The 23,079-nt window shown below is 36.2% G+C and carries 26 protein-coding genes; 18 read left to right on the forward strand and 8 right to left on the reverse strand.

The window, feature by feature from the left end; translation table 11 throughout:
* Nucleotides 1-51: 51 nt before the first annotated feature.
* The 5 genes from recB to Q9M50_02930 all read left to right on the forward strand — a co-directional run bounded on the left by recB (nucleotide 52) and on the right by Q9M50_02930 (nucleotide 7,067).
* A complete protein-coding gene (gene recB / locus Q9M50_02910) occupies nucleotides 52-3,564 on the forward strand; it encodes an exodeoxyribonuclease V subunit beta (protein ID MDQ7089579.1) in 3,513 nt (1,170 codons plus the stop codon).
* A gap of 133 nt (nucleotides 3,565-3,697) precedes the next feature.
* The gene (gene acs / locus Q9M50_02915) at nucleotides 3,698-5,635 is read left to right on the forward strand and encodes an acetate--CoA ligase (GenBank protein MDQ7089580.1); all 1,938 of its coding nucleotides are present in this window, start codon (nucleotides 3,698-3,700) and stop codon (nucleotides 5,633-5,635) included.
* A gap of 61 nt (nucleotides 5,636-5,696) precedes the next feature.
* Nucleotides 5,697-6,002: a SemiSWEET transporter gene (locus Q9M50_02920; GenBank protein ID MDQ7089581.1), complete on the forward strand. Its 306-nt coding sequence runs from the start codon at nucleotides 5,697-5,699 to the stop codon at nucleotides 6,000-6,002.
* A 398-nt stretch (nucleotides 6,003-6,400) separates the two neighbouring features.
* Nucleotides 6,401-6,628: a hypothetical protein gene (locus Q9M50_02925; protein MDQ7089582.1), complete on the forward strand. Its 228-nt coding sequence runs from the start codon at nucleotides 6,401-6,403 to the stop codon at nucleotides 6,626-6,628.
* Nucleotides 6,609-7,067: a transposase gene (locus Q9M50_02930; GenBank protein ID MDQ7089583.1), complete on the forward strand. Its 459-nt coding sequence runs from the start codon at nucleotides 6,609-6,611 to the stop codon at nucleotides 7,065-7,067. The genes Q9M50_02925 and Q9M50_02930 overlap by 20 nt, the downstream gene beginning before the upstream one ends.
* A gap of 395 nt (nucleotides 7,068-7,462) precedes the next feature.
* Here Q9M50_02930 and Q9M50_02935 read toward each other — a convergent pair whose 3' ends face one another.
* Nucleotides 7,463-9,394: an ATP-binding protein gene (locus Q9M50_02935; protein MDQ7089584.1), complete on the reverse strand. Its 1,932-nt coding sequence runs from the start codon at nucleotides 9,392-9,394 to the stop codon at nucleotides 7,463-7,465.
* 96 nt (nucleotides 9,395-9,490) lie between these two features.
* On the opposite strand from Q9M50_02935, the gene Q9M50_02940 reads away from it, so the two are divergent.
* Complete coding sequence (locus Q9M50_02940; GenBank protein ID MDQ7089585.1) at nucleotides 9,491-10,078, forward strand: YfiR family protein; 588 nt, start codon at nucleotides 9,491-9,493, stop codon at nucleotides 10,076-10,078.
* A 5-nt stretch (nucleotides 10,079-10,083) separates the two neighbouring features.
* On the forward strand, nucleotides 10,084-12,504 hold the full coding sequence (locus tag Q9M50_02945) for a TonB-dependent receptor (protein ID MDQ7089586.1): 2,421 nt from the start codon (nucleotides 10,084-10,086) through the stop codon (nucleotides 12,502-12,504).
* A 45-nt stretch (nucleotides 12,505-12,549) separates the two neighbouring features.
* Here Q9M50_02945 and Q9M50_02950 read toward each other — a convergent pair whose 3' ends face one another.
* Nucleotides 12,550-12,702 (reverse strand): hypothetical protein, encoded by a 153-nt coding sequence (locus tag Q9M50_02950; GenBank protein ID MDQ7089587.1) that lies wholly within the window; start codon nucleotides 12,700-12,702, stop codon nucleotides 12,550-12,552.
* Nucleotides 12,692-12,907: a hypothetical protein gene (locus tag Q9M50_02955; GenBank protein MDQ7089588.1), complete on the reverse strand. Its 216-nt coding sequence runs from the start codon at nucleotides 12,905-12,907 to the stop codon at nucleotides 12,692-12,694. Before Q9M50_02955 ends, Q9M50_02950 begins: the two co-directional genes overlap by 11 nt.
* 147 nt (nucleotides 12,908-13,054) lie before the next feature.
* On the opposite strand from Q9M50_02955, the gene Q9M50_02960 reads away from it, so the two are divergent.
* The 4 genes from Q9M50_02960 to Q9M50_02975 are packed head-to-tail and all read left to right on the forward strand — an operon-like array spanning nucleotide 13,055 to nucleotide 14,767.
* Nucleotides 13,055-13,432 carry a hypothetical protein gene (locus Q9M50_02960; GenBank protein MDQ7089589.1) on the forward strand — a complete coding sequence of 126 codons (378 nt, stop codon included), beginning with the start codon at nucleotides 13,055-13,057 and terminating at the stop codon, nucleotides 13,430-13,432.
* Between the two features lie 23 nt (nucleotides 13,433-13,455).
* A complete protein-coding gene (locus tag Q9M50_02965) occupies nucleotides 13,456-13,944 on the forward strand; it encodes a hypothetical protein (protein ID MDQ7089590.1) in 489 nt (162 codons plus the stop codon).
* Nucleotides 13,869-14,318 (forward strand): hypothetical protein, encoded by a 450-nt coding sequence (locus Q9M50_02970; protein MDQ7089591.1) that lies wholly within the window; start codon nucleotides 13,869-13,871, stop codon nucleotides 14,316-14,318. Before Q9M50_02965 ends, Q9M50_02970 begins: the two co-directional genes overlap by 76 nt.
* Nucleotides 14,249-14,767: a hypothetical protein gene (locus tag Q9M50_02975; protein MDQ7089592.1), complete on the forward strand. Its 519-nt coding sequence runs from the start codon at nucleotides 14,249-14,251 to the stop codon at nucleotides 14,765-14,767. Before Q9M50_02970 ends, Q9M50_02975 begins: the two co-directional genes overlap by 70 nt.
* A gap of 33 nt (nucleotides 14,768-14,800) precedes the next feature.
* On the opposite strand, the gene Q9M50_02980 is transcribed toward Q9M50_02975, so the two are convergent.
* Nucleotides 14,801-15,319 (reverse strand): transposase family protein, encoded by a 519-nt coding sequence (locus Q9M50_02980; GenBank protein MDQ7089593.1) that lies wholly within the window; start codon nucleotides 15,317-15,319, stop codon nucleotides 14,801-14,803.
* Nucleotides 15,320-15,471: 152 nt separating this feature from the next.
* A complete protein-coding gene (locus Q9M50_02985; protein MDQ7089594.1) occupies nucleotides 15,472-15,777 on the reverse strand; it encodes a hypothetical protein in 306 nt (101 codons plus the stop codon).
* A gap of 181 nt (nucleotides 15,778-15,958) precedes the next feature.
* Here Q9M50_02985 and Q9M50_02990 point away from each other — a divergent pair, with 181 nt between their 5' ends.
* From Q9M50_02990 to Q9M50_03020, 7 genes are all read left to right on the forward strand, one after another.
* A complete protein-coding gene (locus Q9M50_02990; protein MDQ7089595.1) occupies nucleotides 15,959-16,477 on the forward strand; it encodes a transposase family protein in 519 nt (172 codons plus the stop codon).
* A 65-nt stretch (nucleotides 16,478-16,542) separates the two neighbouring features.
* Nucleotides 16,543-16,866, forward strand: a complete 324-nt coding sequence (locus Q9M50_02995; protein ID MDQ7089596.1) for a hypothetical protein — start codon at nucleotides 16,543-16,545, stop codon at nucleotides 16,864-16,866.
* 29 nt (nucleotides 16,867-16,895) lie between these two features.
* Nucleotides 16,896-17,066: a hypothetical protein gene (locus Q9M50_03000; protein MDQ7089597.1), complete on the forward strand. Its 171-nt coding sequence runs from the start codon at nucleotides 16,896-16,898 to the stop codon at nucleotides 17,064-17,066.
* 103 nt (nucleotides 17,067-17,169) lie between these two features.
* Complete coding sequence (locus tag Q9M50_03005) at nucleotides 17,170-18,396, forward strand: DUF6399 domain-containing protein (protein MDQ7089598.1); 1,227 nt, start codon at nucleotides 17,170-17,172, stop codon at nucleotides 18,394-18,396.
* The gene (locus Q9M50_03010) at nucleotides 18,397-18,597 is read left to right on the forward strand and encodes a transposase family protein (GenBank protein ID MDQ7089599.1); all 201 of its coding nucleotides are present in this window, start codon (nucleotides 18,397-18,399) and stop codon (nucleotides 18,595-18,597) included.
* A gap of 517 nt (nucleotides 18,598-19,114) precedes the next feature.
* Nucleotides 19,115-20,053, forward strand: coding sequence for a bifunctional riboflavin kinase/FAD synthetase (gene ribF / locus Q9M50_03015; protein MDQ7089600.1), 939 nt, complete (start codon nucleotides 19,115-19,117; stop codon nucleotides 20,051-20,053).
* A complete protein-coding gene (locus Q9M50_03020) occupies nucleotides 20,046-20,417 on the forward strand; it encodes a VanZ family protein (protein ID MDQ7089601.1) in 372 nt (123 codons plus the stop codon). The genes ribF and Q9M50_03020 overlap by 8 nt, the downstream gene beginning before the upstream one ends.
* On the opposite strand, the gene hemH is transcribed toward Q9M50_03020, so the two are convergent.
* From hemH to dusA, 3 genes are read right to left on the reverse strand one after another with little or no spacing between them, the layout of a single operon-like run.
* Nucleotides 20,407-21,366 carry a ferrochelatase gene (hemH, locus tag Q9M50_03025; GenBank protein MDQ7089602.1) on the reverse strand — a complete coding sequence of 320 codons (960 nt, stop codon included), beginning with the start codon at nucleotides 21,364-21,366 and terminating at the stop codon, nucleotides 20,407-20,409. The two genes, Q9M50_03020 and hemH, sit on opposite strands and share 11 nt — an antisense overlap.
* The gene (gene folE / locus Q9M50_03030) at nucleotides 21,366-21,911 is read right to left on the reverse strand and encodes a GTP cyclohydrolase I FolE (protein MDQ7089603.1); all 546 of its coding nucleotides are present in this window, start codon (nucleotides 21,909-21,911) and stop codon (nucleotides 21,366-21,368) included. The genes hemH and folE overlap by 1 nt, the downstream gene beginning before the upstream one ends.
* Before the next feature lie 45 nt (nucleotides 21,912-21,956).
* Nucleotides 21,957-22,934, reverse strand: a complete 978-nt coding sequence (gene dusA, locus Q9M50_03035; protein ID MDQ7089604.1) for a tRNA dihydrouridine(20/20a) synthase DusA — start codon at nucleotides 22,932-22,934, stop codon at nucleotides 21,957-21,959.
* Nucleotides 22,935-23,079 lie beyond the last annotated feature (145 nt).

Raw genomic sequence — 23,079 nt, forward strand, 5'->3', positions numbered from 1 at the left:
ATTATACACCGCTAATGATTTCAGCTTTTTAATAAATAAAGGACATTAATGATGGATATTGAAAACTTTCAGCCCGAATCAACCGCATTAAAAACGGGCATTAATTTAATTGAAGCCAGTGCAGGGACAGGAAAAACCTATACGATTGCTCTGTTAGTTTTACGTTTTATCGTTGAAAAAAATATTAAGATTGAGCAATTATTAGTGGTGACGTTTACTAAAGCAGCCACTGAAGAGCTAAAAGACCGCATTCGTTTACGTTTAGCGGAAGCCAAAAGACTCACCGAAGGCCGTGAAAAAAACAGTGCGTTGAATGAATGGTGGGAAGGTTTAAGTGCTAACGATAAATTATCAGCAAAAGCGCGTTTAGACACAGCCTTATTAAATATAGATCAGGCAGGAATTTTTACTATTCATGGTTTTTGCCAGCGTGTTTTAACAGAGTATGCACTCGAAAGCGGTCAATTATTTAAGTTTGAATTAACAACCGATAGTTTAACGATTAAACAAAGCTGTGCTGATGATTATTGGCGAAAACAACTCTATCCACGGACAGCCTTGCAGGTTTCATTGTTAACGGCGTATTATCAAACGCCGAGTGAATTATTAGCCAGTGTCGCTACCGTTTCTTCATCGGCTGATGTTATTCCAAAAGGGGGGAATTTAGAGGCGTTATTAACGCACTGTGAACAACTTATTAATCAAGCAGAGTCTCAGTTTGAGTCTATTTATAAAACTTTAACACAGGCTTTTCAGGATGAAAAATTTAAAAAAAGCTATGTGAAAATTTTTGAAACCTTAGCGAAAACCTTACATTCTTGGCTAAAGGGCGAAGCACTCGCACTACCTGAAATTGACGCGTTAGATTTATTCAGCGATCAGATGATTTATCAGGCCTTAAATGGGGCTAAATTTAGAAAAACAAAATTACAAAGCACGGATGAACGTAAAGCAGAATACATTGCAACGCTCACGATTGAAAACAGTGCTTTTAATGAATTGTTTGATGCCATTAATCAGGTAAGCTTACATTTTCGCTTAGGCTTGGTGAATGATTTACAGACACGGCTTGATGTGTATTTACAGCCGTTAAATCAGCTGACATTTGATGATTTAATTACCCATTTATCCACAGCGATTCGTCATGACAAACAAAAGCAGTTAATTAATCTTTTACGGCAACGATTTCAGGTGGCTTTAATTGACGAATTTCAGGATACCGACGAACAGCAATGGCAAATTTTTAGCGCGTTATTTGCAGAATCCGCTCATTTTATGTATTTAATCGGTGATCCTAAACAGGCTATTTATAAATTTCGAGGGGCGGATATATTTTCGTATTTTACGGCGAAAGATCAAGCACAACATCCCTTTACCTTAGCGCGTAATTGGCGGTCTCATCCTAACTTAGTCAACGCGGTGAATCGACTTTTTTCCCGCAAAGAGGCTTTTGTATTTGAAAAACTTTCTTTTTATAACGTTGATCCTGCCCTTGAAACCTCCGCAGGTGAGATTTATTATCAGCAAGAAATCTGTGCGCCGATGATGTTATGGCAGCTCGGTGAAAGTGACAGTAATACGGGGGACTGGACCAGTGGCAAAGCGGCGAAAGTGATTAAAATTGCGGTGGTCAATGAAGTGGTTGATTTATTAACAAATGATTATTTTTTGAAACAAAAGGCTGAAAAAATAAAGATCGCCCCTAAAGCCATCGCTATTTTAGTGAGAAGCAATCAACAAGCCAGTGATTATCAATTGGCCTTACAACAGCGGGGTGTTCCAGCGGTTATTAATAGCACGCAATCGGTGTTTGCATCGCCACAAGCTTTTGAGTTGTACCAGCTTTTAGAAGCGGTTGCCTTAATAACCGATATTTCACGTTTAAAACAAGCATTAGCCTTAGATTGGTTTGGTTTACAGGGCCAATCATTCTATGCCTTGATGAATAATGAAATCGAATTAGATGGCTGGGTTTCACGGTTTAATGATTACCATTTATTATGGCAACAACACGGTTTAATGGTGATGATGTCCCGCTTATTAGCTCACGAACGTGTTTATCAACATTTATCGACCCACCCGTTAGCCGAACGTAGTTTAAGTAATTTAAATCATTTGATCGAATTAGTGCAGCAAGTTGAAATGGAGCAAACATTAGGCGTCCATAAAACCTTGGATTATTTAGCCCATGCGATTCAACAAGCAGAACACGGAAGTTCGGAAGAGCAACAATTACGTCTTGAGAGTGATGACGACGCGGTTAAAATTGTCACGATGCACCGTTCTAAAGGCTTGGAATATCAAATTGTTTTTTGTCCTTTTTTATGGCAAAGCAATGAGCGACTCAAGCAAGAAAAGGAATTAATTAACTGTCATACTTCGGGGAGAATGATTACCGATTTAGGGTCATCAAAATTTGAGAAGCATAAATTAATGGCGTTAAATGAGCAATTAGCTGAAGATTTACGCATTTTATATGTTGCGGTGACGCGGGCAAAATACCGTTGTTACATGACGTGGGCCAATGTGCGGAGTAAACAATCGCCTAATAATTCAGCATTGGCTTATTTGATGGATTTTGATGACGATAATTTTGAGGCGCAGCAACAAAAATTACAACATCTTAAGCATGAACAGGATGAGGTGTTTGATTATGCCTTACTGGATCGAGAGGCTGTTTTATCGGGTTTTTATAACGAAAACTCACCCATGATTGATTTTAAAGTCAAATTAAGAAAACGGTCACTGAACAATTCTTGGCAACTGAGTAGTTATACGGCCTTAGCGACGTTAACTAAAACTGAGCATTTTGATACTAATGAGAGTGAAACGGAAAATGACATTAATAAGCCCGATACTCCGCTTATTCTGGCTTTACCCCGAGGGGCGCATACAGGGAATGTGATTCATAGTTTATTGGAGTTTAATTATTTCAAAAATTTAGCCGATCCTGAGAGGGATATGAGTGAACAACGGGATAAAACCTGCTTGCGTTATGGGCTAACAATAGCGCAACCTGACGTAATTAATCAGCTTTTGCAAGCAGTTGTAAGTACGCCGCTTTCATTGACAGATGAGGAATTTTGTTTAAAAAACCTTAAACCGTGGCAATGTATTAAAGAAATGCCGTTTTATTTAGCGGTTAACGTATTTAATGTGACCGAAATTAATAAACATTTAAAGTCTTGTTTGAGTTATCAGCCCTTAAATTCAAAGCAACTGGAAGGCTATTTGACAGGGTTTATTGATTTAATCTGTGAATACGACGGGCGATATTATGTGATGGATTATAAAACTAATTATTTAGCTAATTATGAAGAGGTAAGCTTAATTGACGCGATGCGTGAACATAATTATGGCTTGCAATATTGGCTTTACAGTGTGGTTTTACATCTTTATTTACAGGCTCGATTACCCCATTATAATTATCAACAGCATTTTGGGGGCGTGCGTTATTTATTTGTTCGTGGGATGATTGCCGAAGAGCCGTTGAGCGGAGTTTATGAAACATTACCTGACTTAGAAACATTGAATGCCTTAGCGGCGGTCTTTGATCGTGACTAAAACTGATTTTATCATCGCACACGGCCTTTAAGTTTACGGTGGCACAGTATAAAAAACGCTTGTTTTATGCTATTGTCTTAAGTGATATATTTCTTCTTCATCGTCTATTAAGCCATCGTATCGAGACCTCATTATGTCAAAGACTAAACTCTATCCCGTCAAAGCCAGTTTTGCTGAGCATTCGCATATTAATCGCGAAACGTATCAAACTTTGTATCAACAGTCGATTAATGAACCTGATGTATTTTGGGCGGAACAAGCGACTAATTTTTTAGATTGGATAAAACCGTGGGATAAAGTCAGTGAAGTTAATTTTCCGAAAGGTGAAATCAGCTGGTTTTTAGGCGGACAACTTAATGTCAGTGTAAATTGCTTAGATCGTCATCTAGCGACGCGAGCCGATCAAGTGGCTATTATTTGGGAAGGCGATAATCCTAATGAGGCTAAAAAAATAACCTATCGGCAATTACATCAACAGGTTTGTCAATTTGCCAATGTCTTAAAAGCACAAGGGGTTAAAAAAGGGGATCGAGTTTGTATTTATTTACCGATGATTGCCGAAGCGGCTACCGTTATTTTAGCGTGTACCCGAATAGGCGCGGTTCATTCCATCGTTTTTGGTGGTTTTTCTGTTGATTCCTTAGCGGATCGTATTAATGATGCTGATTGTCGTTATTTAATTTGTGCCGATGAAGGCGTGCGTGGTGGTAAAAAAATTCCGATTAAAGCCAATGCCGATAAAGCGGCTGCGTTAAGTCCTAATCTTAAAAAAATGATTGTCATTAAATCAACAGGCGGGGAAATAACGTGGGATTCGGAACGTGATGTTGATTATTTTGCTGAAATGGACAATGCAGCACTTGATTGTCCCGCAGAACCTATGGATGCAGAAGACCCTTTATTTATTCTGTACACCTCGGGTTCAACAGGAAAACCTAAAGGCGTAGTGCATACCACGGGCGGGTATTTATTATTTGCAGCGATGACACATAAATATGTATTTGATTATCATGACGGGGATATTTATTGGTGTACGGCGGATATAGGCTGGGTTACGGGGCATTCCTATATTATTTACGGGCCTTTATGTAATGGGGCAACGACATTAATGTTTGAAGGCATCCCGACTTACCCTGATGCCTCACGTTTTTGGCAAATTATAGATAAACATCAAGTTAATATTTTTTATACTGCGCCGACCGCTATTCGTGCCTTAATGGCGCAAGGCAATGTGTTTGTTACCTGTACCGACCGTTCGAGTTTACGCTTACTGGGTTCAGTGGGTGAGCCTATTAATCCCGAAGCGTGGGAATGGTATTATTACAGTGTTGGTGAGAGTCGTTGTCCGATTGTTGATACTTGGTGGCAAACGGAAACGGGGGGTATTTTAATTACGCCATTAGCAGGTGCGATTGATTTAAAACCAGGGTCGGCTACGTTACCATTTTTTGGAATTAAACCTGAAATTGTTGATAATGACGGTCTTATTATGGAAGGGGAAGCCAGTGGTATTTTATTATTAAAGGGATCTTGGCCAGGACAAGCACGGACGATTTATGGGGATCATCAACGTTTTATTGATACCTATTTTGCCAGTTATCCTAATTATTATTTTGCAGGGGATGGCGCGCGTCGTGATAAAGACGGTTATTTTTGGATTACAGGTCGTGTTGATGATGTGATTAATGTTTCAGGTCATCGAATGGGAACAGCGGAAGTTGAAAGTGCTTTAGTTCTACATCACCATGTTGCCGAGGCTGCGGTGGTGGGTTATCCTCATGATATTAAAGGGCAGGGGATTTATGCGTATGTCACGTTGAATGTCGGGGTTGAACCTACGGAAGCTCTTAGAATGGAATTGGTTAATTTGGTTAGAAAAGAAATTGGAGCGATTGCAAATCCAGATGTGATTCAATGGGCAACAGGGTTACCTAAAACGCGATCAGGAAAAATTATGCGTCGTATTCTGCGTAAAGTGGCGGCCAATGAAATTGAGAGTTTAGGTGATACTTCAACGCTGGCTGACCCTGCGGTGGTTGATGATATTATTGAGCATCGCGCTAATCAATAACGTTGATAGAGGCGCGAGGTTTTGCGTCTCAATAACCCTCACTTTTTAAGAACGCTAAATTATGCAACTCTCTCTTGAAACCATTGGTTATATTGCCGCTTTTTGCACGACCAGTTCATTTTTACCGCAAGCTATTTTAACGATTCGTACTAAAGATACAGAATCGCTTTCATTAGGGATGTATAGCTTATTTACGATTGGGGTATTTCTTTGGTTGATCTATGGTATTTATAAAGAAGATACGGCGTTAATCTGGGCAAATTCAATTACGCTGGTTCTTTCGGGTATTATTTTATCGTTTAAAATAAGCGGTATGATGCGTAAGGTTTTTAATAAAATTCGTCAAAAAAGAAAGCGTGATTTGTAGGAGGATTTAATGCGATTTGAATTCGCGTTAGGTAAAGGTGCTTGCTCCCAACGTCTTCGTTGGGAACGACTAAATTAGAAGCTCGTTTTAAATTAATAATAAAATCAATTATTTAATGAAAAATATTCTAAATATCCCCAATTTTGGGAATAGCCAAGTAAGAATCATAAATGTACAATACGTTTTAACACAATAAAACGTATTGTACATTTTAATGCAAATACCTTCTTTTTCCGCATTAGTAGGATCAAACTATTTACTCAGTTCAAGTGGAAATAGAAAATATAATTAACACTTGTATCTTAGATTCCAGTGTTAATTTAGTTAAATAAATGGCACTATCCAATGACGGTTGGATGAGAGGTAGAGACACTGTAATTATTCTTGATTAGAAAGTCGTGGGTCAGATTAGTGCCTACTTCTCTTTTATAACGCCTTTAAATGCGAACAGTATCTTGTGCCTGCAACTAAGCAAGAGCACGAATAGTTTAGTCACTCGCTGTGACCAATTAGAAAAGTCTAAAACACAAGAAAATAATCATTTAGAAGCTAGTGTAAATAAACAGACATCGCGTTCTATCAAACGATTACAAAAAGCGATTAATAATGAAATTGATCGGGGTTAAAAAACACATTGCGGACATTGTTAAAAAAAACGAATGTCTCAGTCAGCAAGTCAAATTATTAACAAGCATTAACGGTATTGGTGAGCGTACTGCATGGAGTATTTTAGCGTATATTGGTGATATTAATTTCTTTTCAAGTTCAAAACAAATTGCCAGTTATGCGGGATTAACGCCTAAGATCATACAGTCAGGTACAAGCATTGATAAATCATCCTTATCTAAGCTTGGGCATAAACGATTGCGTAAATCGCTTTATATGCCAGCACTTGTCGCTATTCGATACAACCCAATGCTGAAGCTTGTTTATGAGCGTTTAGTTAATAATGGTAAGCCTAAAAAAGTAGCGATAATCGCTGTCATGAGAAAATTATTAATTTTGTCCTATGGTGTCTTAAAGTCAGAAAAACCATTTGATATAAATTACCAAATTAAGAGCTAGGGTTTTAAAGAGTAAATCAAAATAAGCTTAATTTTTAATAAATAAAAGTAAAATAGAGTTGCTTTTTAAGACAGTATCTGACCCCTTGGTTTGCAAGCTGGCTGACCCCTTGGTTCAAAGCTGGCTGACCCCTTGGTTCAAAGCTGGCTGACCCCTTGGTTTCCTTGGTTTTCAGACCCCTTGGTTTTCAATTGTTACGGTTATTACGCTGATATTAAAAAGTCCAATGGAACATTTGTCTGAGCTTTACGATAATAGTTATGAAGTTTTATTTTTAAACTTTTCTGAAAGTCTTATTTTATTGTTTATTTCATCTTCATTAGGGGGTACTGGGTTCATGGGGCGTATTGCATTATCAACTTAAGCAAATGAAATTGGCGTAGTATTTTTACTCCCTATCTTTTAATCCAATGCGCTAACGTATCATAAAGAAGTTTTGAATCAATAGGTTTGGGTACATGGGTATTCATCCCCGCATCAATAAATTTTTGTTTTTCTTCATCCATCGCATAGGCGGTCATGGCTATAATGGGAATATTTTTAAGCTGTTGACGAATAATTCTAGTGGCCTCTATTCCATCCATTTCAGGCATTTGTACATCCATTAAAATAGCATGGTAATGGTTTTCAGGGTCAAGTGCTTTGGTAACCGCTTCCTTACCATTATTGGCTATATCAACCTTAATTCCTGCTGTTTTCAAAAATTCAGTGGCGACTAATTGATTAATTTTATTATCTTCTGCTAATAAGATGTGAGCATTCTCTAAAATATTAACCTTTTCAGGTTTTTGAACGACCTCTTCTTGTGCTTTGACGATAATAGGTGATTGTTCATCCTGAAAACCTAGGTTCACTGTAAATGTAAAGGTACTTCCTATATCAAAGTCACTTTCGACAGAAATATTCCCCCCCATTAATTCTGTGAGTTGTTTACAAATAGCCAGCCCTAATCCTGTCCCTCCAAATTGTCGGGTGGTTGATGTATCTGCTTGGGTAAAGGGTTTAAATAACTTTTTTATTTGCTCAGGGGTAATCCCTATACCTGAATCTTGAACATTAAAAATTAGCTTAATTGTGTTATCAGTGCTATTACCTTTTTTAATGGTAACGATGACTTCCCCTTGTTCGGTAAATTTAATGGCATTACTAATTAAATTAATCAAAATTTGTCTTAAACGTAACGCATCACCGACTAAAAATTGTGGCACATTAGGGTTAATAGAACAGGATAAAGTGATATTTTTTTCTAAAGCACGCTCATTGCCAAGATTAAGTGCTTTATCAATTACGTCTACTGATAAATGAAATTTTTTATTTTCAATTTCTAACATTCCTGCTTCAATTTTTGAAAAATCTAAAATATCATTAATAATTCCCAGTAGGTCGGCGGCCGAATGATTTATTTTAAATAAATAATCATGTAATTTAGAGCTAAGATCATTTTTTAAGGCTAATTCACTGAGTCCAATAATAGCATTCATGGGAGTACGAATTTCATGACTCATGTTAGCTAGAAAATTGCTTTTAGTTTGATTCGCTTGATTGGCTTTATCTTTTTCAATGATTAGTTCTTTTTCAATGGTTTTTAACTCATCCATCATCGTTGCAAAACCTTTAAATAAAGCACCATATTCATCGTTGCGTTGTATTTCTTTGGCAAGGCTATAGTTCCTATTTTCTGGAACTTTTTTCATAATATTTAATAAGGCATAAATAGGATTTGAAAAAATTCTTTGGAAAAAATAAGTAAGGATAAAAATAATCAATAGTGTTACAACAATAACAGCAAGTAATGAGTAAGCTAAATTAATAGTTCTTGCTTTTAAATCTTTAGTATCAGCAATAATATGTAGTATTCCTATTTCCCTGTTTTCAAGCTTAATAGATACAATTGCGTCAAAATTTTCCCAAAAATAAAATAAATTTGGTTCACTCGGTAAATTATTATGTTGGTAATTATGTAACTTAGCTTTGGAATTCTCCATTAATTTATTTTTTTCATTAACACTAAGATGCTCATGAAAATAGCTAACAAATACTTCGCTATTTTCTTGGTAAATTATGGTAGCTACCATGCTAGAATTATCCGCCAATGAGGCTATCATTTCTTTAGTATCTTCTTTTTTACTAAAACTAAGTGCCGTTGCAATGTTAATACTACTTACATTAGCTATTTGTGTAATCGTTTTTATTTCATTTTGTTTAACATCAATAAGGTAGGTATAAAAAATAAAACTACAGGCAATGGATAGGGCAATAACAGCCGTTGAACTTAAAATAAGCACTAATTTAGTACGAATTGATAAATCAGAAAATTTTTTAATCATTGAAAATATGTTGTTTAAAATTTTGTTGAGATTAGGTATACTTTATAAGCATTTTGTTAAGCCCTTCTTAATTTATAGAATTTATATGAGATTATTGTGTATAAACAATCAGTAACTTTACCTTTAAATAAGGTTACTAGAAAAAAAACTAATAAGATTAGATTCTATCTAATTTTATGTTGCTTTTCCATGTTATTTTTTTCTACCCCTAGTTTTTCTGTTGATCGAGAAGAAATGAAGGCAGTTTATTTAGGTGTTGTCTCTAAACATGTTATTTGGTTAACTAATACAGCAATACAGCAGCAGGAAAGCTCTTTTTTTAATATTTGTATTTTTGGTGATGATAGCTTTGGTGGTTATCTAAAATTATATGATAATAAAAAAATTAAAAATAAACCTGTAAAAATTTTACACCCTAAAGAAATTGAAAATCTCGCTGATTGCCAGCTGGTTTTTATTGGTCAATCTAAACGCGGTAGTTTAGCTAAAATTTTTAACTTTATTGACGGTAAAGCTATTTTAACTGTAAGTTTAATTCGTGGTTTTGCTGAAAAAAAAGGCATGATTCAGTTTTATGAAAATGGCTCACGATTGGATGTTAAGATAAATTATCAGGTAACACTTAATCATGGTTTTGAGATTAAATCATCACTATTAAAATATTCTAAAGTTATTAATCGGTAATTTTAATGAAGATATTCTTCCTACTTGTATTGTTCTCATTAGCTCCATGTTTTTTCACTATAGAAGTTTTTGCTAAAGAAGTAGTTGATAATGAAACAGAAAATTTATATAACACCTCATTAGAGGCATTGTTTAACGAAGAAATTGATGCTGAGGCTAAGGTTGGTAGCCGAGGTAAGGCGGTCGAATTATTAAAATCCAAAACCCCCATTGATGTGGTTACTGCCGAGCAAATTGAACACTCAGGTTATACCGAACTGAGTAAGGTTTTACAACGCTTTATTCCAGGATTTAATTTCCCCAGAGCGAGTATTAAAGGTGGTACAGATCATGTTCGCCCTTTTACTTTAAGGGGGATGGCACCTGACCAAGTGCTGGTTTTGCTTAATGGTAAACGTTTTCACAGTAGCTCTATTTTACATATTAATGACAGCATAGGGCGTGGGTCAACAGGTGTTGACTTAAATACGATTCCGTTACATTCTATAGAGCGTGTTGAAGTTTTAAGAGATGGAGCGGCTGCTCAATATGGTTCCGATGCAATTGCAGGAATCATTAATATTATTCTTAAATCAGGGGGTGAAGAACGCCGCTTAACGACTACTATTGGTCAAACTTACGAAGGTGACGGAGAGCTTTATCAGACAGATTTACATTACGGTATTACTTTACCTTTAGATGGGTTTATTGATATTACTGCTGAATTTAGGGATCGTAACCCTCTTAATAGGGCTGCTATTGATACGCGGCAACAATATTTTGAAGGAGATTTTAGAAATAATAATCCCCCCCAAAGAAATGTATTAAGAGGCGACCCCGATACGCAAGACTTTTTATTCGCGCTTAACTCAGAGTTACCGTTATCAGATGATATTATCCTATATTTTTATGGAACAACTAATTACCGTGAAAGTGAATCAGGAGCTGATTATAGGCGACCTTTAGATAATAGAAATGTAAGAAGTATTTATCCGAATGGTTTCTTACCTTTAATTGCCCCGAAAATATTTGATTATTCGGCAACAATAGGAGCTAAAGGGGAAACTTCGACTGGCTTCAATTGGGATTTTAGTCATACTGCGGGTGGTAACTATATCCATTATGATGTTAACAACTCACTGAATACTTCTTTAGGTTCTAATAGCCCAACTTCATTTGATGCAGGAGATTTAAGAACAAGGCAACATACTACAAGTTTAGATGTCTTTAAAAACTTTGATTGGTGGTTTAAACAACCGCTTAAAATAGCAGCAGGGTTAGAATGGCGTTATGAAACTTTTGCCATTAATGCCGGTGATGAAAGTGCATTTATTCAGGGTAACGTTCCTATTTTAGATGGACCTAATTTTGGGCAAAAGGAGGTGGCAGGCGCGCAAGGGTTTCCAGGTTTTGGTAATATTAATGAAATAAACGAAGATCGGCATAATTTTGCTGCCTATATTGATTTAAACACCCAATTTTTTGATAAATTATCCCTAGGTCTTGCAGGTAGATATGAATATTACAGTGATTTTGGCTCGACTTTAAATGGTAAGTTTTCATTGGGTTATCAAGTCGTTGATAGCCTGTTATTACGTGGATCGGTGAGTTCAGGATTTAGAGCGCCATCATTACAGCAGTCTTTTTTTAATACCAACTCGTCGCTTGAGGTGGATGAGTCAATTGTTACTGTTGCAACAATTTCAAGAAACTCGCAATTTTCTAAAAAAATTAATGGTAGTCCATTAAAACCTGAAAAATCTCAACATTTTACTATAGGACTTGTTTTTGAGCCGATAACTAATTTTTCATTAACTGCGGATTATTTTTATACTAAAATTACTGATAGAATCGTATTATCAGGAGATATAGGGGGATTTAATTCACCAGCAATAGGAGATTTTTTAAAATCTAGCGATATATTTGCTATTCGTTCTTTTCTTAATGCACTTGATACAGAAACTCAAGGCTATGATTTACGTGCAAATTATAAGTTAGATTTTCAGCAACAAGGAGAATTAAAATTAACCGCAGCTTATCACTATAATAAAAATAAAGCGATAGGAGAAGTTCGCGTGCCAGCTATCTTTGGCAGTAATGGTGCAGCTCTTGTATTTAGTGAAATAGATAGAGAGCGTTTAGAATTAGGTCAGCCTAATGATAGCTTAATTTTAATGGCGCATTACAAAAGAGGAAATTTTGATAGTATGCTTAAATTAATTAAATCAGGGGCTTTTTCTCAAGAAGGACAGCGACCAAATAGTCAATGGTTAGCTGATATAGATTTATCATATCAAATTCACCAGAATTTTAATATTGCTATTGGCGTTCATAATTTATTTAATACGAATCCAGAACGTGAAACAGATGATGGAGATTTATTAATCCGTGCGCCTTATGGTTATGGTGGTGGTTTTTACTATTTTCGTTTAGCGGCAGATTTTTAAAAAAATACCCTTTATCAAATAATAGACTTGTTCTTTAAGAAGAAGTTAATATATCATGTTAAAATTCCATAGGATAGCCGCTAAAAAAGAAAATAAATCTTTTACACCTTCTTTTTTATTTCTAAACTTGTCAACTAGGCATCTATATCTTTTCATTCCACCGATTACATGCTCAACAATGACTCTTTCACGACTCATCTCTTTGTTTTCTTTTTTTTTGATTTTCAGTTAATGTTGGGTTTGGATTATGCTTAGATTTATTTGGTTTTTTATGAGGAATATTTACCGAATTAGTTTTATATTCATTATTAAACCCCAAATAACCTAAATCAATAAATATATTAAAATTACTAAACCAATTTAATTCTGGATTAAATTCTTTTTTTAAACATTCCATAATCATGATTTTTACCTGGAAAACTAACCCCAATATATAAAATTAAATGACCTAAAGAAGCTATAGTGGTATCTACTTTAAATCTCAGGGTAAAGATAAAATTTCTAAAATAGATTTGACAACATATCATAAAAGAACGAACATTTACATACTTTGAATATCCACGACCTACAGGCTGAAACTAACGCCATTTATCAAGAAATCGCTCAAATTGAAAGTAGCGAAGCGCAGGATATTGTCAAAAAAATATTCAATCTTATTGAACGCTTAGCCAGTGATAAATTGTCTTTAGAAACTGAATTACAGCAACTTCGTGACGAGGTTAATCGCTTGAAAGGTGAGCAGGGAAAGCCTGATATCAAACCCAATAAAAATAATAAGAGTGATGATATTTCATCCGAAGACGAACGTAAAAAGCACAAGTTGACGCGCAAAAAGAAACTAATAACGACACTGAAAATACGGACTCGGATAAGAAAAAACGCCGCCGTAAACCCAAGATCCCACGAGTTAAAATCGACCAAACGCTAAAATGCCTACTCGACAAAACTGGCTTGCCTAGCGACTTAGTATCTAAAGGCTTTGCGGAAGTGGTGATTCAAGACATTGTCATCAAAACCAATAATATTAAGTATCTCCGTGAGATTTTTTATTCACCTTCTGAAAATAAGTATTACCGCGCCCAATTGCCTGAAGGCGTTCGAGGTCAGGGCGAATTTGGTATTGGAATTCGTAGCTTGATTCCCATGCTTAAGATGATGGGCGTGACCGAAAAACCCATGGTCGGTTTTTTTGAAAATATTGGCATTGTGGTGTCGCCGACTTATGTTTCTCAGCAATGGACAGGCGGTTATGACTGGGCGCATCAGGAAAAAGCGAGCTTTATCGCAGCGGCATTCTCAACAGTGATTATGGACAGATTGATGATACCAGTGCGCGAGTCAATGGTGATAACCACTATTGTCAGGTGGTCTGCAACGACTTGTTTACCGCTTATTTCACCACTAAAAACAAAGACCGTTTATCGGTTCTGGACGTGCTGACCGACTATGCGCCACGCCATTATATCTACAATCAACAAGCTCAATCCTTGCTTGACGAGTTCAAGTTAGCTGATAAAGCGCGGGCAAAAGTTGATGCTCAAATACCTGTCAATACAGTGATGAATGAAGCGCAATTTAAGTTGCACTTAGCGATCTTAAATACCTTAGGCGTAAGACAGGCAACGCATGTCACCGAAGCTTGCGCCATTGTCTATTATCAGCAACAAACGGATTTTCCTGTTATTGAAACCTTGCTTGCAGACGATGCGCCGCAATTCAAATTACTGACGGAACATTTGGGGTTATGCTGGGTTCACGATGCTCGCCACTACAAAAACTCCGTCCAATTCTGGAAATACATCAGCAAGCATTAGCCGATTTTCGAGGGCACTATTGGGAGTATTATAAGGAGTTGCTTAACTATCAAAAAAATCCCTGCCCCGATAAAAAGGCATGGTTGTTAACGCGATTTGATGAATTGTTTGCAACCACAAGCGATTATGAAGACCTCAATGATCGCATCGCCAAAACACTGGCGAAAAAGACCGAATTATTGCGAGTTTTGGAACTTCCGAAATTACCATTACATAACAATGCAGCCGAACTCGGCGCAAGAAGACAAGCGCGTGCGCGAGACATAAGCTTCCAGACTCGAAATGAGAAAGGCACGAAAATCAAAGACAGTTTTATGAGTCTTGCTGAAACGGCTAAAAAACTAGCCGTGAGTTTTTATGATTATGTTTATGACCGAGTTAGTGGTGAATTCAAAATGCCGTCTATGGCGAATCTTATCGCTCAAAAAGCGCAAAGTTTGCAGGTCTGATATTTGTTTTACCCTGAAATTTAAAGTGGATACCTATAGTGGTATTTTTAATTGTATGCTGTTTTTTTTACCACTGTAAAATTCATTTTGTTCTTCATAGTCACTAGGGCGTTGTACAGCACGCTCTGTAGCATCTATTATCAATGTTTGAACTCCGCCAAAAGCCTGCTGCATTTCTTCAGGGGTTGAAAAACTTGTTGCAGGTAAAACATTAAATATATCTAACGTCTTTATTAAAATTGGAAATAATTTGTATACATGAGTATGGGCGCATGATTTATTCATATTAAAAGAAAACCCTAAGTGATCGAAAGTAGAATAACACTTCATATAATTTAATATAAATAATAATTTGTCTGCGGGTGTTTTTAATGTGCTATCTAAACCACTACCGTATTTTCTTTCTTTATTTTCATGTTTTTCTTTTTGATCTTCAATAAGGGTCTTTTCAAATAGAGATAATAGTAAAATAAAATGTTCTGTTTTTAATCCTGTTAAAGCTCTTAACTGTCTATCATCATAAATTCTTGGTAAAATTTCTTTTATTTTCATGTTATACTTTGATTTTTATTTTTTATAGAAATTTATTATAAAGCTTATTTATTATTTTTAATAATTTAATTTAAAGTTTATTTATTAGGCTGTATCAACTGATTGTGAGTGTTATCAAGTATATATAAGCAATTGATTTTAATATATTTTATTTAGAAGAACAAGTCTATTGATACAAATGCAGGACGTAATTCTAATGGGTTTATTGGATCTAATCTATCGCGCATTTGTGTGTCACAAGGCGTATTATTAATTCCAAAAAGATTTTTTAAGTTTTGCTTTATTATTTCTTCATTACGCTCTTCATCAAATTGTAACAATGATGAATGTTTTAATAAAAACATGGCTAATGCAGACATGAGTACATCTGATAAAGAGATACGGATATTTTTTTTTTGATGTTCAGGAATAGCCGAAAAAATAGAACGTACTATAGTCAGCAGATTTGGAATTGACAAATCTTTAGAAATTAGACTTGTTCTTCTAAATAAAATATATTAAAATCAATTGCTTATATATACTTGATAACATTCACAATCAGTTGATACAGCCTAATAAATAAACTTTAAATTAAATTATTAAAAATAATAAATAAGCTTTATAATAAATTTCTATAAAAAATAAAAATCAAAGTATAACATGAAAATAAAAGAAATTTTACCAAGAATTTATGATGATAGACAGTTAAGAGCTTTAACAGGATTAAAAACAGAACATTTTATTTTACTATTATCTCTATTTGAAAAGACCCTTATTGAAGATCAAAAAGAAAAACATGAAAATAAAGAAAGAAAATACGGTAGTGGTTTAGATAGCACATTAAAAAAACCCGCAGACAAATTATTATTTATATTAAATTATATGAAGTGCTATTCTACTTTCGATCACTTAGGGTTTTCTTTTAATATGAATAAATCATGCGCCCATACTCATGTATACAAATTATTTCCAATTTTAATAAAGACGTTAGATATATTTAATGTTTTACCTGCAACAAGTTTTTCAACCCCTGAAGAAATGCAGCAGGCTTTTGGCGGAGTTCAAACATTGATAATAGATGCTACAGAGCGTGCTGTACAACGCCCTAGTGACTATGAAGAACAAAATGAATTTTACAGTGGTAAAAAAAACAGCATACAATTAAAAATACCACTATAGCTTCTTTAGGTCATTTAATTTTATATATTGGGGTTAGTTTTCCAGGTAAAAATCATGATTATGGAATGTTTAAAAAAGAATTTAATCCAGAATTAAATTGGTTTAGTAATTTTAATATATTTATTGATTTAGGTTATTTGGGGTTTAATAATGAATATAAAACTAATTCGGTAAATATTCCTCATAAAAAACCAAATAAATCTAAGCATAATCCAAACCCAACATTAGGCTACCAACTTAAGACGGGACAAAATAAAGAACTAACTGCGATATTCTTGTATCATAGGTTAATGACTAAAAAAACAGAACAACACAGAAAATACGCGCAGCTAGTCACGCAATTATCGCTGAAATTACAACAACAGGCAAGCAAACTGTTCGTAACTTAGCTTCAATTGTTGGTCGCTCAAAAAGCAGTGTGCATCGTCATCGTCAAGCGCAAACAAAGCGAAATCGACATCCTGAATCATCATTATGGGAAACCGAGGCAGGTAGTTCTTGGCAAAGATTAATGGTGTTTTCCGCCTTGTATGTCTTTGGATTAAAGGCAGGCGTAGGTGCAGAGACTTTATCGCTGTTTTTAAAATGATACGGATTGACACCCATGTGGGCGTATCACCCGACGCACTGCGGACTCAAATCAATAAAATGGAAGTCTTATTGCCGTAGTTTCAGCAAGAATGCGAAAAAGTGTGAAAAAACAAACACGTAAAGTTGTTGCTGGGCTGGATGAGACTTTTTTCGGCAACTTTATGATTTTAGTTTTAATGGACTTACGTTCTGGCTATCTTTTGTTGGAAGATATTAGCGATGATAGGTGCTACGATACTTGGTATAAAAAGGTTTCGCCACGATTAGAATCATTAGGCATTGAGGTTAATCATGCGATTAGTGATCGCGCTAAGGCGTTGATAAAAATGGCAGTGACGGGGTTTAAGTGCGAATCGGGGGCAGATATTTTTCATGCTCAACAAGATATGAGTCGCTGGTTAGGCGCGAAAATCGGCAGGCGTGCAGCAAGGGCTGAAAAACAGCGGCAAGCAGCGCAAACCGCAGAGTCTACTGTTTCTAAAACGGCAACGATGCAGAAAATTATTGGACTTAAAACAACACGGATAACGGCTGAAAAAGAGCTTGAAGAAGCCAAAAAAATACAAACAGATTATCACGAAAACTTACAAGGGATTGCGGATGAAGTTCATCCTTTTTCACTCAATGATAGTCGTAGAAACGATGCGGAACAGGTTGAGAAGTTGCTAGAGTTAAGAGCGCGAGCCTTTGAAAAAATAGCGGAAAAACAAGGGATTAACGATCATAAAGGCGTGATGAAAAAGTTTCGTAATCAAATAAAACCGTTAGCGGTATCCATCAGTTTTTGGTGGCTTTGGGTACGCGAAACCTTGCAAAATTTGGGGCTTGATGCGGATACCGAATATTGGTTGACCACAACATTATTACCCGTTGTTTATTGGCATCAGAAAATGGAACAAACTAAAAGCCGCAGGTCAAAGGAAAACTATCGAAAAGCTTGGGAAACCGCGTCTGATAAGCTCAAATCAGACCCATTTAGTGCAAAGTTATCAATCAGTGAAATGCAGCGATGGCTAACATTGGCGGAGCATATGGCAAGGCAGTTTCAACGCAGTTCATCTGCGGTGGAAGGGCGAAATGGCTGTTTATCGCAAATGTATCGCAATGGGCGAGGTTTGAATAAAAAGCGATTAAACGCGTTGACGGTCATTCATAACTACGGAATCAAACGTGAGGATGGCACAACCGCCGCCATGCGTTTATTTGATACCGAGTTTCCAGACTTGTTTTCATGGCTACTGAATGAAATGGGCGAGTTACCGCTTCCTAGAAATAGTCGAAAGCGTGTGTTTTCTAACCCTTTGAAATTGCTGGATGTCCCGTCTTAAATTGGTAGCCCAACATTAACAGAAAATCAAAAAAAAGAAAACAAAGAGATGAGTCGTGAAAGAGTCATTGTTGAGCATGTAATCGGTGGAATGAAAAGATATAGATGCCTAGTTGACAAGTTTAGAAATAAAAAAGAAGGTGTAAAAGATTTATTTTCTTTTTTAGCGGCTATCCTATGGAATTTTAACATGATATATTAACTTCTTCTTAAAGAACAAGTCTAATGACAGCATATTATTTTTCCTTTTATTTTTAAATTAAAAATCTATTTAAACTATTATATGATATAAATGCGTCATCTAATAATATTTCACTTACATTTCATGCAATCACGATTTTCTTATCTGATTGATATTTATAGATATTTTTGTGGGAGCGGGAATTGCTGCTATATTATTTATTACGAGTTACCTAAGAAACGCAATCATGCCTATCAATTTCCAAAGAAAGGTACAAACAACAAAGCAGGGTCGATGACTCATGTTATCTTAACATTTATTAAGCATCCACTCAGGTAGCGCGCAAAAAATAAGATAACTCGTAAGGTGAGTTGCAGATTACGAAAACCCAGATTTTTGCAACACTCTGCTGGGTTTCGCTATCACCCTACCGAGCCTACCATAAATTTCTAATGTTATTAAATGCTTATTCCTAAGCAACGTATCGTTAGCCTTTGAATCCGCGTACAATAAGCAATTTTATTATTGACGTTGATTAATGCGTGTAATTAGAGGATTAACCCACCTAGAGCCTTTAAACGAGGGCTGTGTTCTTACCATTGGTAATTTTGATGGCTTACATCTAGGTCATCAGGCTGTTATTGATAAACTGGTTAAGCAAGGACAACGCTTAAAACTTCCCGTCGTCGTTCTAATTTTTGAACCCCAACCCTTAGAATATTTTTTAGGCGATAACGCCCCGTCACGCTTAATGCGCTTACGTGAAAAAGTACTGCAATTCAAACAATTACCCATTGATGACCTATTAATCTTACCGTTTAATCGTCGTCTTGCGGACTATGATGCCAATACCTTCATTCAAAAATTACTGGTTGAAACCCTTAATGTTAACCATTTAGTCATCGGCGATGATTTTCATTTTGGTAAAGCACGCCAAGGTAATTTTGCGTTACTCAAAGAGAAAGGACGTGAATTAGGATTTGAAGTTGAAAATACTCAGCCTTATCAAAAAATCGGAATGCGCATTAGCAGTACTCTCATTCGCGATACCCTAGGAAAAGGCGATTTAAAACTCGCTAAACAATTATTAGGACGTGATTATTCGATTTGTGGACGGGTCGCACACGGTCATAAACGAGGGCGAACGATTGGCTTTCCAACCGCAAATATTCAGCTATTGAGAAAAAATACGCCCATCAGTGGTGTGTTTGCAATAACCATGTCAGGGATAGGAACGCGTGATATTCAAGGCATCGCCAATGTCGGAACCCGCCCAACCGTCGATGGCGGATCTAAAATTATTTTAGAAACCCATTTATTTAATTTTAATCAAGAAATCTACGGGGCTTATGTCAACGTACATTTTAAAAAGAAAATTAGGAATGAAATGCGTTTTGACTCGTTAAACGCACTTAAACAACAAATTAAAAATGATGTGATAACCGTTCAACAGTTTTTTAAAAATGACGATGATTAAACTATTCGATTTTATCGGACTGACTTTTTACTGTGGCTTAATTTTTTGGTTATCACACCAACCTGCACTTCCTGTACCGATGTTATTTTCTCATCAAGATAAACTACATCATGCAACGGCTTATTTTATTATGGCCATGCTTACTTGGCGTGCGCTACGCCATTTTTTACGGCAGCCTATTTGGATTATCAGCCTTTCCATTATTTTTTGTAGTGCTTATGGCCTGACCGATGAGTGGCATCAATCCTTTATTGACGGTCGTCACGCGGATATAAAGGACTGGGTTGCTGATACCTTTGGAGCGTCATTAGCCCTTCTTATCCTTTATAAATTTTCCTTGCGAGCCAAAAAACTTACGAATTAATAATATCCACCATTAAATCAACCTGTTTTTGGCTGTCATTAAGGGCTGCAATATAGTGGTACTTTTCGCCACCTGCGTCCATAAAAATAGCTTTATTGGTCATGGCAATTTCTTCTAAAGTCTCAAGACAATCCGCTGCAAAACCAGGGCATATAACATCAATCGTTTTAATGCCCTGAGTCGGAAGCTCTTTTAATACTTCAATACAATAGGGTTTTAACCACTCCGCTTTTCCAAAACGTGATTGAAACACTAATTTCCATTCGGATGGTTTTAACCCTAATTCATCAACAATTAATTGCGCACTGGTTTGACACTGATGAAAATAAGGATCGCCCCATTCCGTTAGTTTTTGAGGTAACCCATGAAAAGACATCAACAATAAATCACTTCGATCTTTTTTCCAAAATTTCTGTACGGAATGGGCAATGGCTTTAATATAAAGCGGATGCTGGTGATAATCACTAACAAAGCGTAAAGAAGGAATATGTCGCCATGTTCCTAAAACGCGACCCACTTCATCATAAACTGAGGCTGTCGTGGTTGATGAATATTGAGGGTATAAAGGAATGACAATAATTTCATCACAGTCTGGTTTAAATTCCGTTAATTTTTTTTCAATCGCAGGTTCACTGTAACTCATGGCATAATCCACCTGCCACTGCGTATTTGAAAACCTCAAGGCGACCTTTTCAGCTAAGGATTTGGTCAATAAAACTAAGGGAGATCCTGCTTTCTGCCAGATCTTTTTATACGCTTTTGCTGATTTTCGAGGTCTAAAAGGTAAAATAAAACCGTTTAAAATAAGCCACCAAATAGGGCGTGGGATATTAACCACCCGCCGATCACCTAAAAACTTTTTTAAAAAACGCCTAACATCCGACGTTTTTGTGGAGGCAGGTGAACCGAGATTGACTAATAACACCCCGATTTTAGTCTTCTTTTCCATTATTTACGGTTAATTAAATTTAAAAATTCAGCACGAGTACTAATTTCTTCTCTAAAAACACCCGTCATCACCGAGGTGGTCATCACTGAGTTTTGTTTTTCAACCCCCCGCATCATCATACATAAATGCTTGGCTTCAACCACCACCGCAACTCCACGCGCACCCGTGACTTTTTCAATCGCATTGGCAATTTCTTTGGTTAATTTTTCTTGAATTTGTAAACGACGGGCATACATATCAACCACACGCGCCATTTTAGATAATCCAATGACTTTGCCATTCGGTAAATACCCAATATGACATTTACCAATGAATGGCAGTAAATGATGCTCACATAAAGAATAGAGTTCTATATCCTTTACAATCACCATATCCTCTGTATCTGCTTGAAAAATAGCTCCATTTAAAACATCTTCTAGGTTTTTTTCATAACCATTGTTTAAAAACTTAAAGGCTTTTGCTGCTCGTTTTGGTGTATCAACAAGTCCCTCACGATTGAGATCTTCACCGACTGCTTCAATAATTTTAGAAAAATACGCTTCCATAATATCCTCAAAAAATAAAAAATAATGGGGGCTAGTATACCATTGTCAACGAGTAAATTTTAATGCCTCTCGTAAGACATGTTCACTCGCTCCTGTTTGTGTTCCTTGCTCACTCAAATAACGCCGCCAATTTTTAGCCCCCTTTTCACCATGAAATAAACCTAAAATATGCCGCGAAATACTATGAAGTCGCGTCCCTAGTTTGAGTTGTTGTTGTACATAGGGAATTAAATCCTCAACTATTTGTTCGCGCGTTTTATTATTTTTAGGGTGTTTGAATATAACTTCATCAACATCGGTTAATAAAAAGGGGCGTTGATAAATTTCACGACCGAGCATAACGCCATCCACATGTTGTAGATGATCGTTAGCGATTTCTAATTGCGTGACCCCACCATTTAAAATAATGTCTAAATCGGGGAAATCATGTTTAAGTTGATAAACAAGGTCATAACGTAAAGGTGGAATATCGCGATTTTGTTTAGGCGATAGCCCTTGTAACCATGCTTTACGTGCATGAATAATAAAGGTTTGACAGTCTGCTTTAGCAACCGTTTCAATAAAATACTGTAACTCTTCATACGAGTCTTGATTATCAATGCCAATGCGTGATTTTACAGTGACAGGAATAGAAACAGCTTGCCGCATTGCGGCAACACACTCGGCAACTAAGTGCGGTTTTGCCATTAAACACGCGCCAAACAAACCATTCTGAACACGGTCACTAGGACACCCTACATTCAAATTAATTTCATCGTAGCCATAATCTTCGCCCATTTTGGCACACTGCGCTAAATCAATTGGATTAGAGCCACCGAGTTGTAAGGCTAAAGGCGATTCTTCAGAGTTAAAGTGCAAATGTCGATGATAATTCCCATGAATTAAGGCCCCTGTTGTGACCATTTCAGTATACAGTAGGGTTTGTTGTGACATCAGTCGGTAAAAAAAACGACAGTGACGATCTGTCCAGTCAAGCATAGGGGCAACACTGAATAAACGATTAATTGGAGCAGGAGAGTTCATTGAAATGGGCTTTTAATAATATGGAGTTTAAACGGAAAAATTTACGCTGTATATAACAAAAAATAACTTGTTGAATGGTCTATCTATGGTTGATTAAAGGATTTAACGTGTTTAGAATTTGTTAATTTTTTCTATTTCAATTTTA

This window comes from Methylococcales bacterium, assembly GCA_030949405.1.
Lineage (GTDB): Bacteria > Pseudomonadota > Gammaproteobacteria > Methylococcales > Methylomonadaceae > WTBX01.

Coding starts and splice junctions, on each gene's coding strand:
- recB (MDQ7089579.1), top strand. CDS start 52: ATGGATATTGAAAACTTTCAGCCCGAATCAACCGCATTAAAAACGGGC.
- acs (MDQ7089580.1), top strand. CDS start 3,698: ATGTCAAAGACTAAACTCTATCCCGTCAAAGCCAGTTTTGCTGAGCAT.
- Q9M50_02920 (MDQ7089581.1), top strand. CDS start 5,697: ATGCAACTCTCTCTTGAAACCATTGGTTATATTGCCGCTTTTTGCACG.
- Q9M50_02930 (MDQ7089583.1), top strand. CDS start 6,609: ATGAAATTGATCGGGGTTAAAAAACACATTGCGGACATTGTTAAAAAA.
- Q9M50_02935 (MDQ7089584.1), bottom strand. CDS start 9,394: ATGATTAAAAAATTTTCTGATTTATCAATTCGTACTAAATTAGTGCTT.
- Q9M50_02945 (MDQ7089586.1), top strand. CDS start 10,084: ATGAAGATATTCTTCCTACTTGTATTGTTCTCATTAGCTCCATGTTTT.
- Q9M50_02950 (MDQ7089587.1), bottom strand. CDS start 12,702: ATGAGTCGTGAAAGAGTCATTGTTGAGCATGTAATCGGTGGAATGAAA.
- Q9M50_02955 (MDQ7089588.1), bottom strand. CDS start 12,907: ATGATTATGGAATGTTTAAAAAAAGAATTTAATCCAGAATTAAATTGG.
- Q9M50_02975 (MDQ7089592.1), top strand. CDS start 14,249: ATGCTGGGTTCACGATGCTCGCCACTACAAAAACTCCGTCCAATTCTG.
- Q9M50_02980 (MDQ7089593.1), bottom strand. CDS start 15,319: ATGAAAATAAAAGAAATTTTACCAAGAATTTATGATGATAGACAGTTA.
- Q9M50_02990 (MDQ7089595.1), top strand. CDS start 15,959: ATGAAAATAAAAGAAATTTTACCAAGAATTTATGATGATAGACAGTTA.
- Q9M50_02995 (MDQ7089596.1), top strand. CDS start 16,543: ATGTTTAAAAAAGAATTTAATCCAGAATTAAATTGGTTTAGTAATTTT.
- ribF (MDQ7089600.1), top strand. CDS start 19,115: ATGCGTGTAATTAGAGGATTAACCCACCTAGAGCCTTTAAACGAGGGC.
- Q9M50_03020 (MDQ7089601.1), top strand. CDS start 20,046: ATGATTAAACTATTCGATTTTATCGGACTGACTTTTTACTGTGGCTTA.
- hemH (MDQ7089602.1), bottom strand. CDS start 21,366: ATGGAAAAGAAGACTAAAATCGGGGTGTTATTAGTCAATCTCGGTTCA.
- folE (MDQ7089603.1), bottom strand. CDS start 21,911: ATGGAAGCGTATTTTTCTAAAATTATTGAAGCAGTCGGTGAAGATCTC.
- dusA (MDQ7089604.1), bottom strand. CDS start 22,934: ATGAACTCTCCTGCTCCAATTAATCGTTTATTCAGTGTTGCCCCTATG.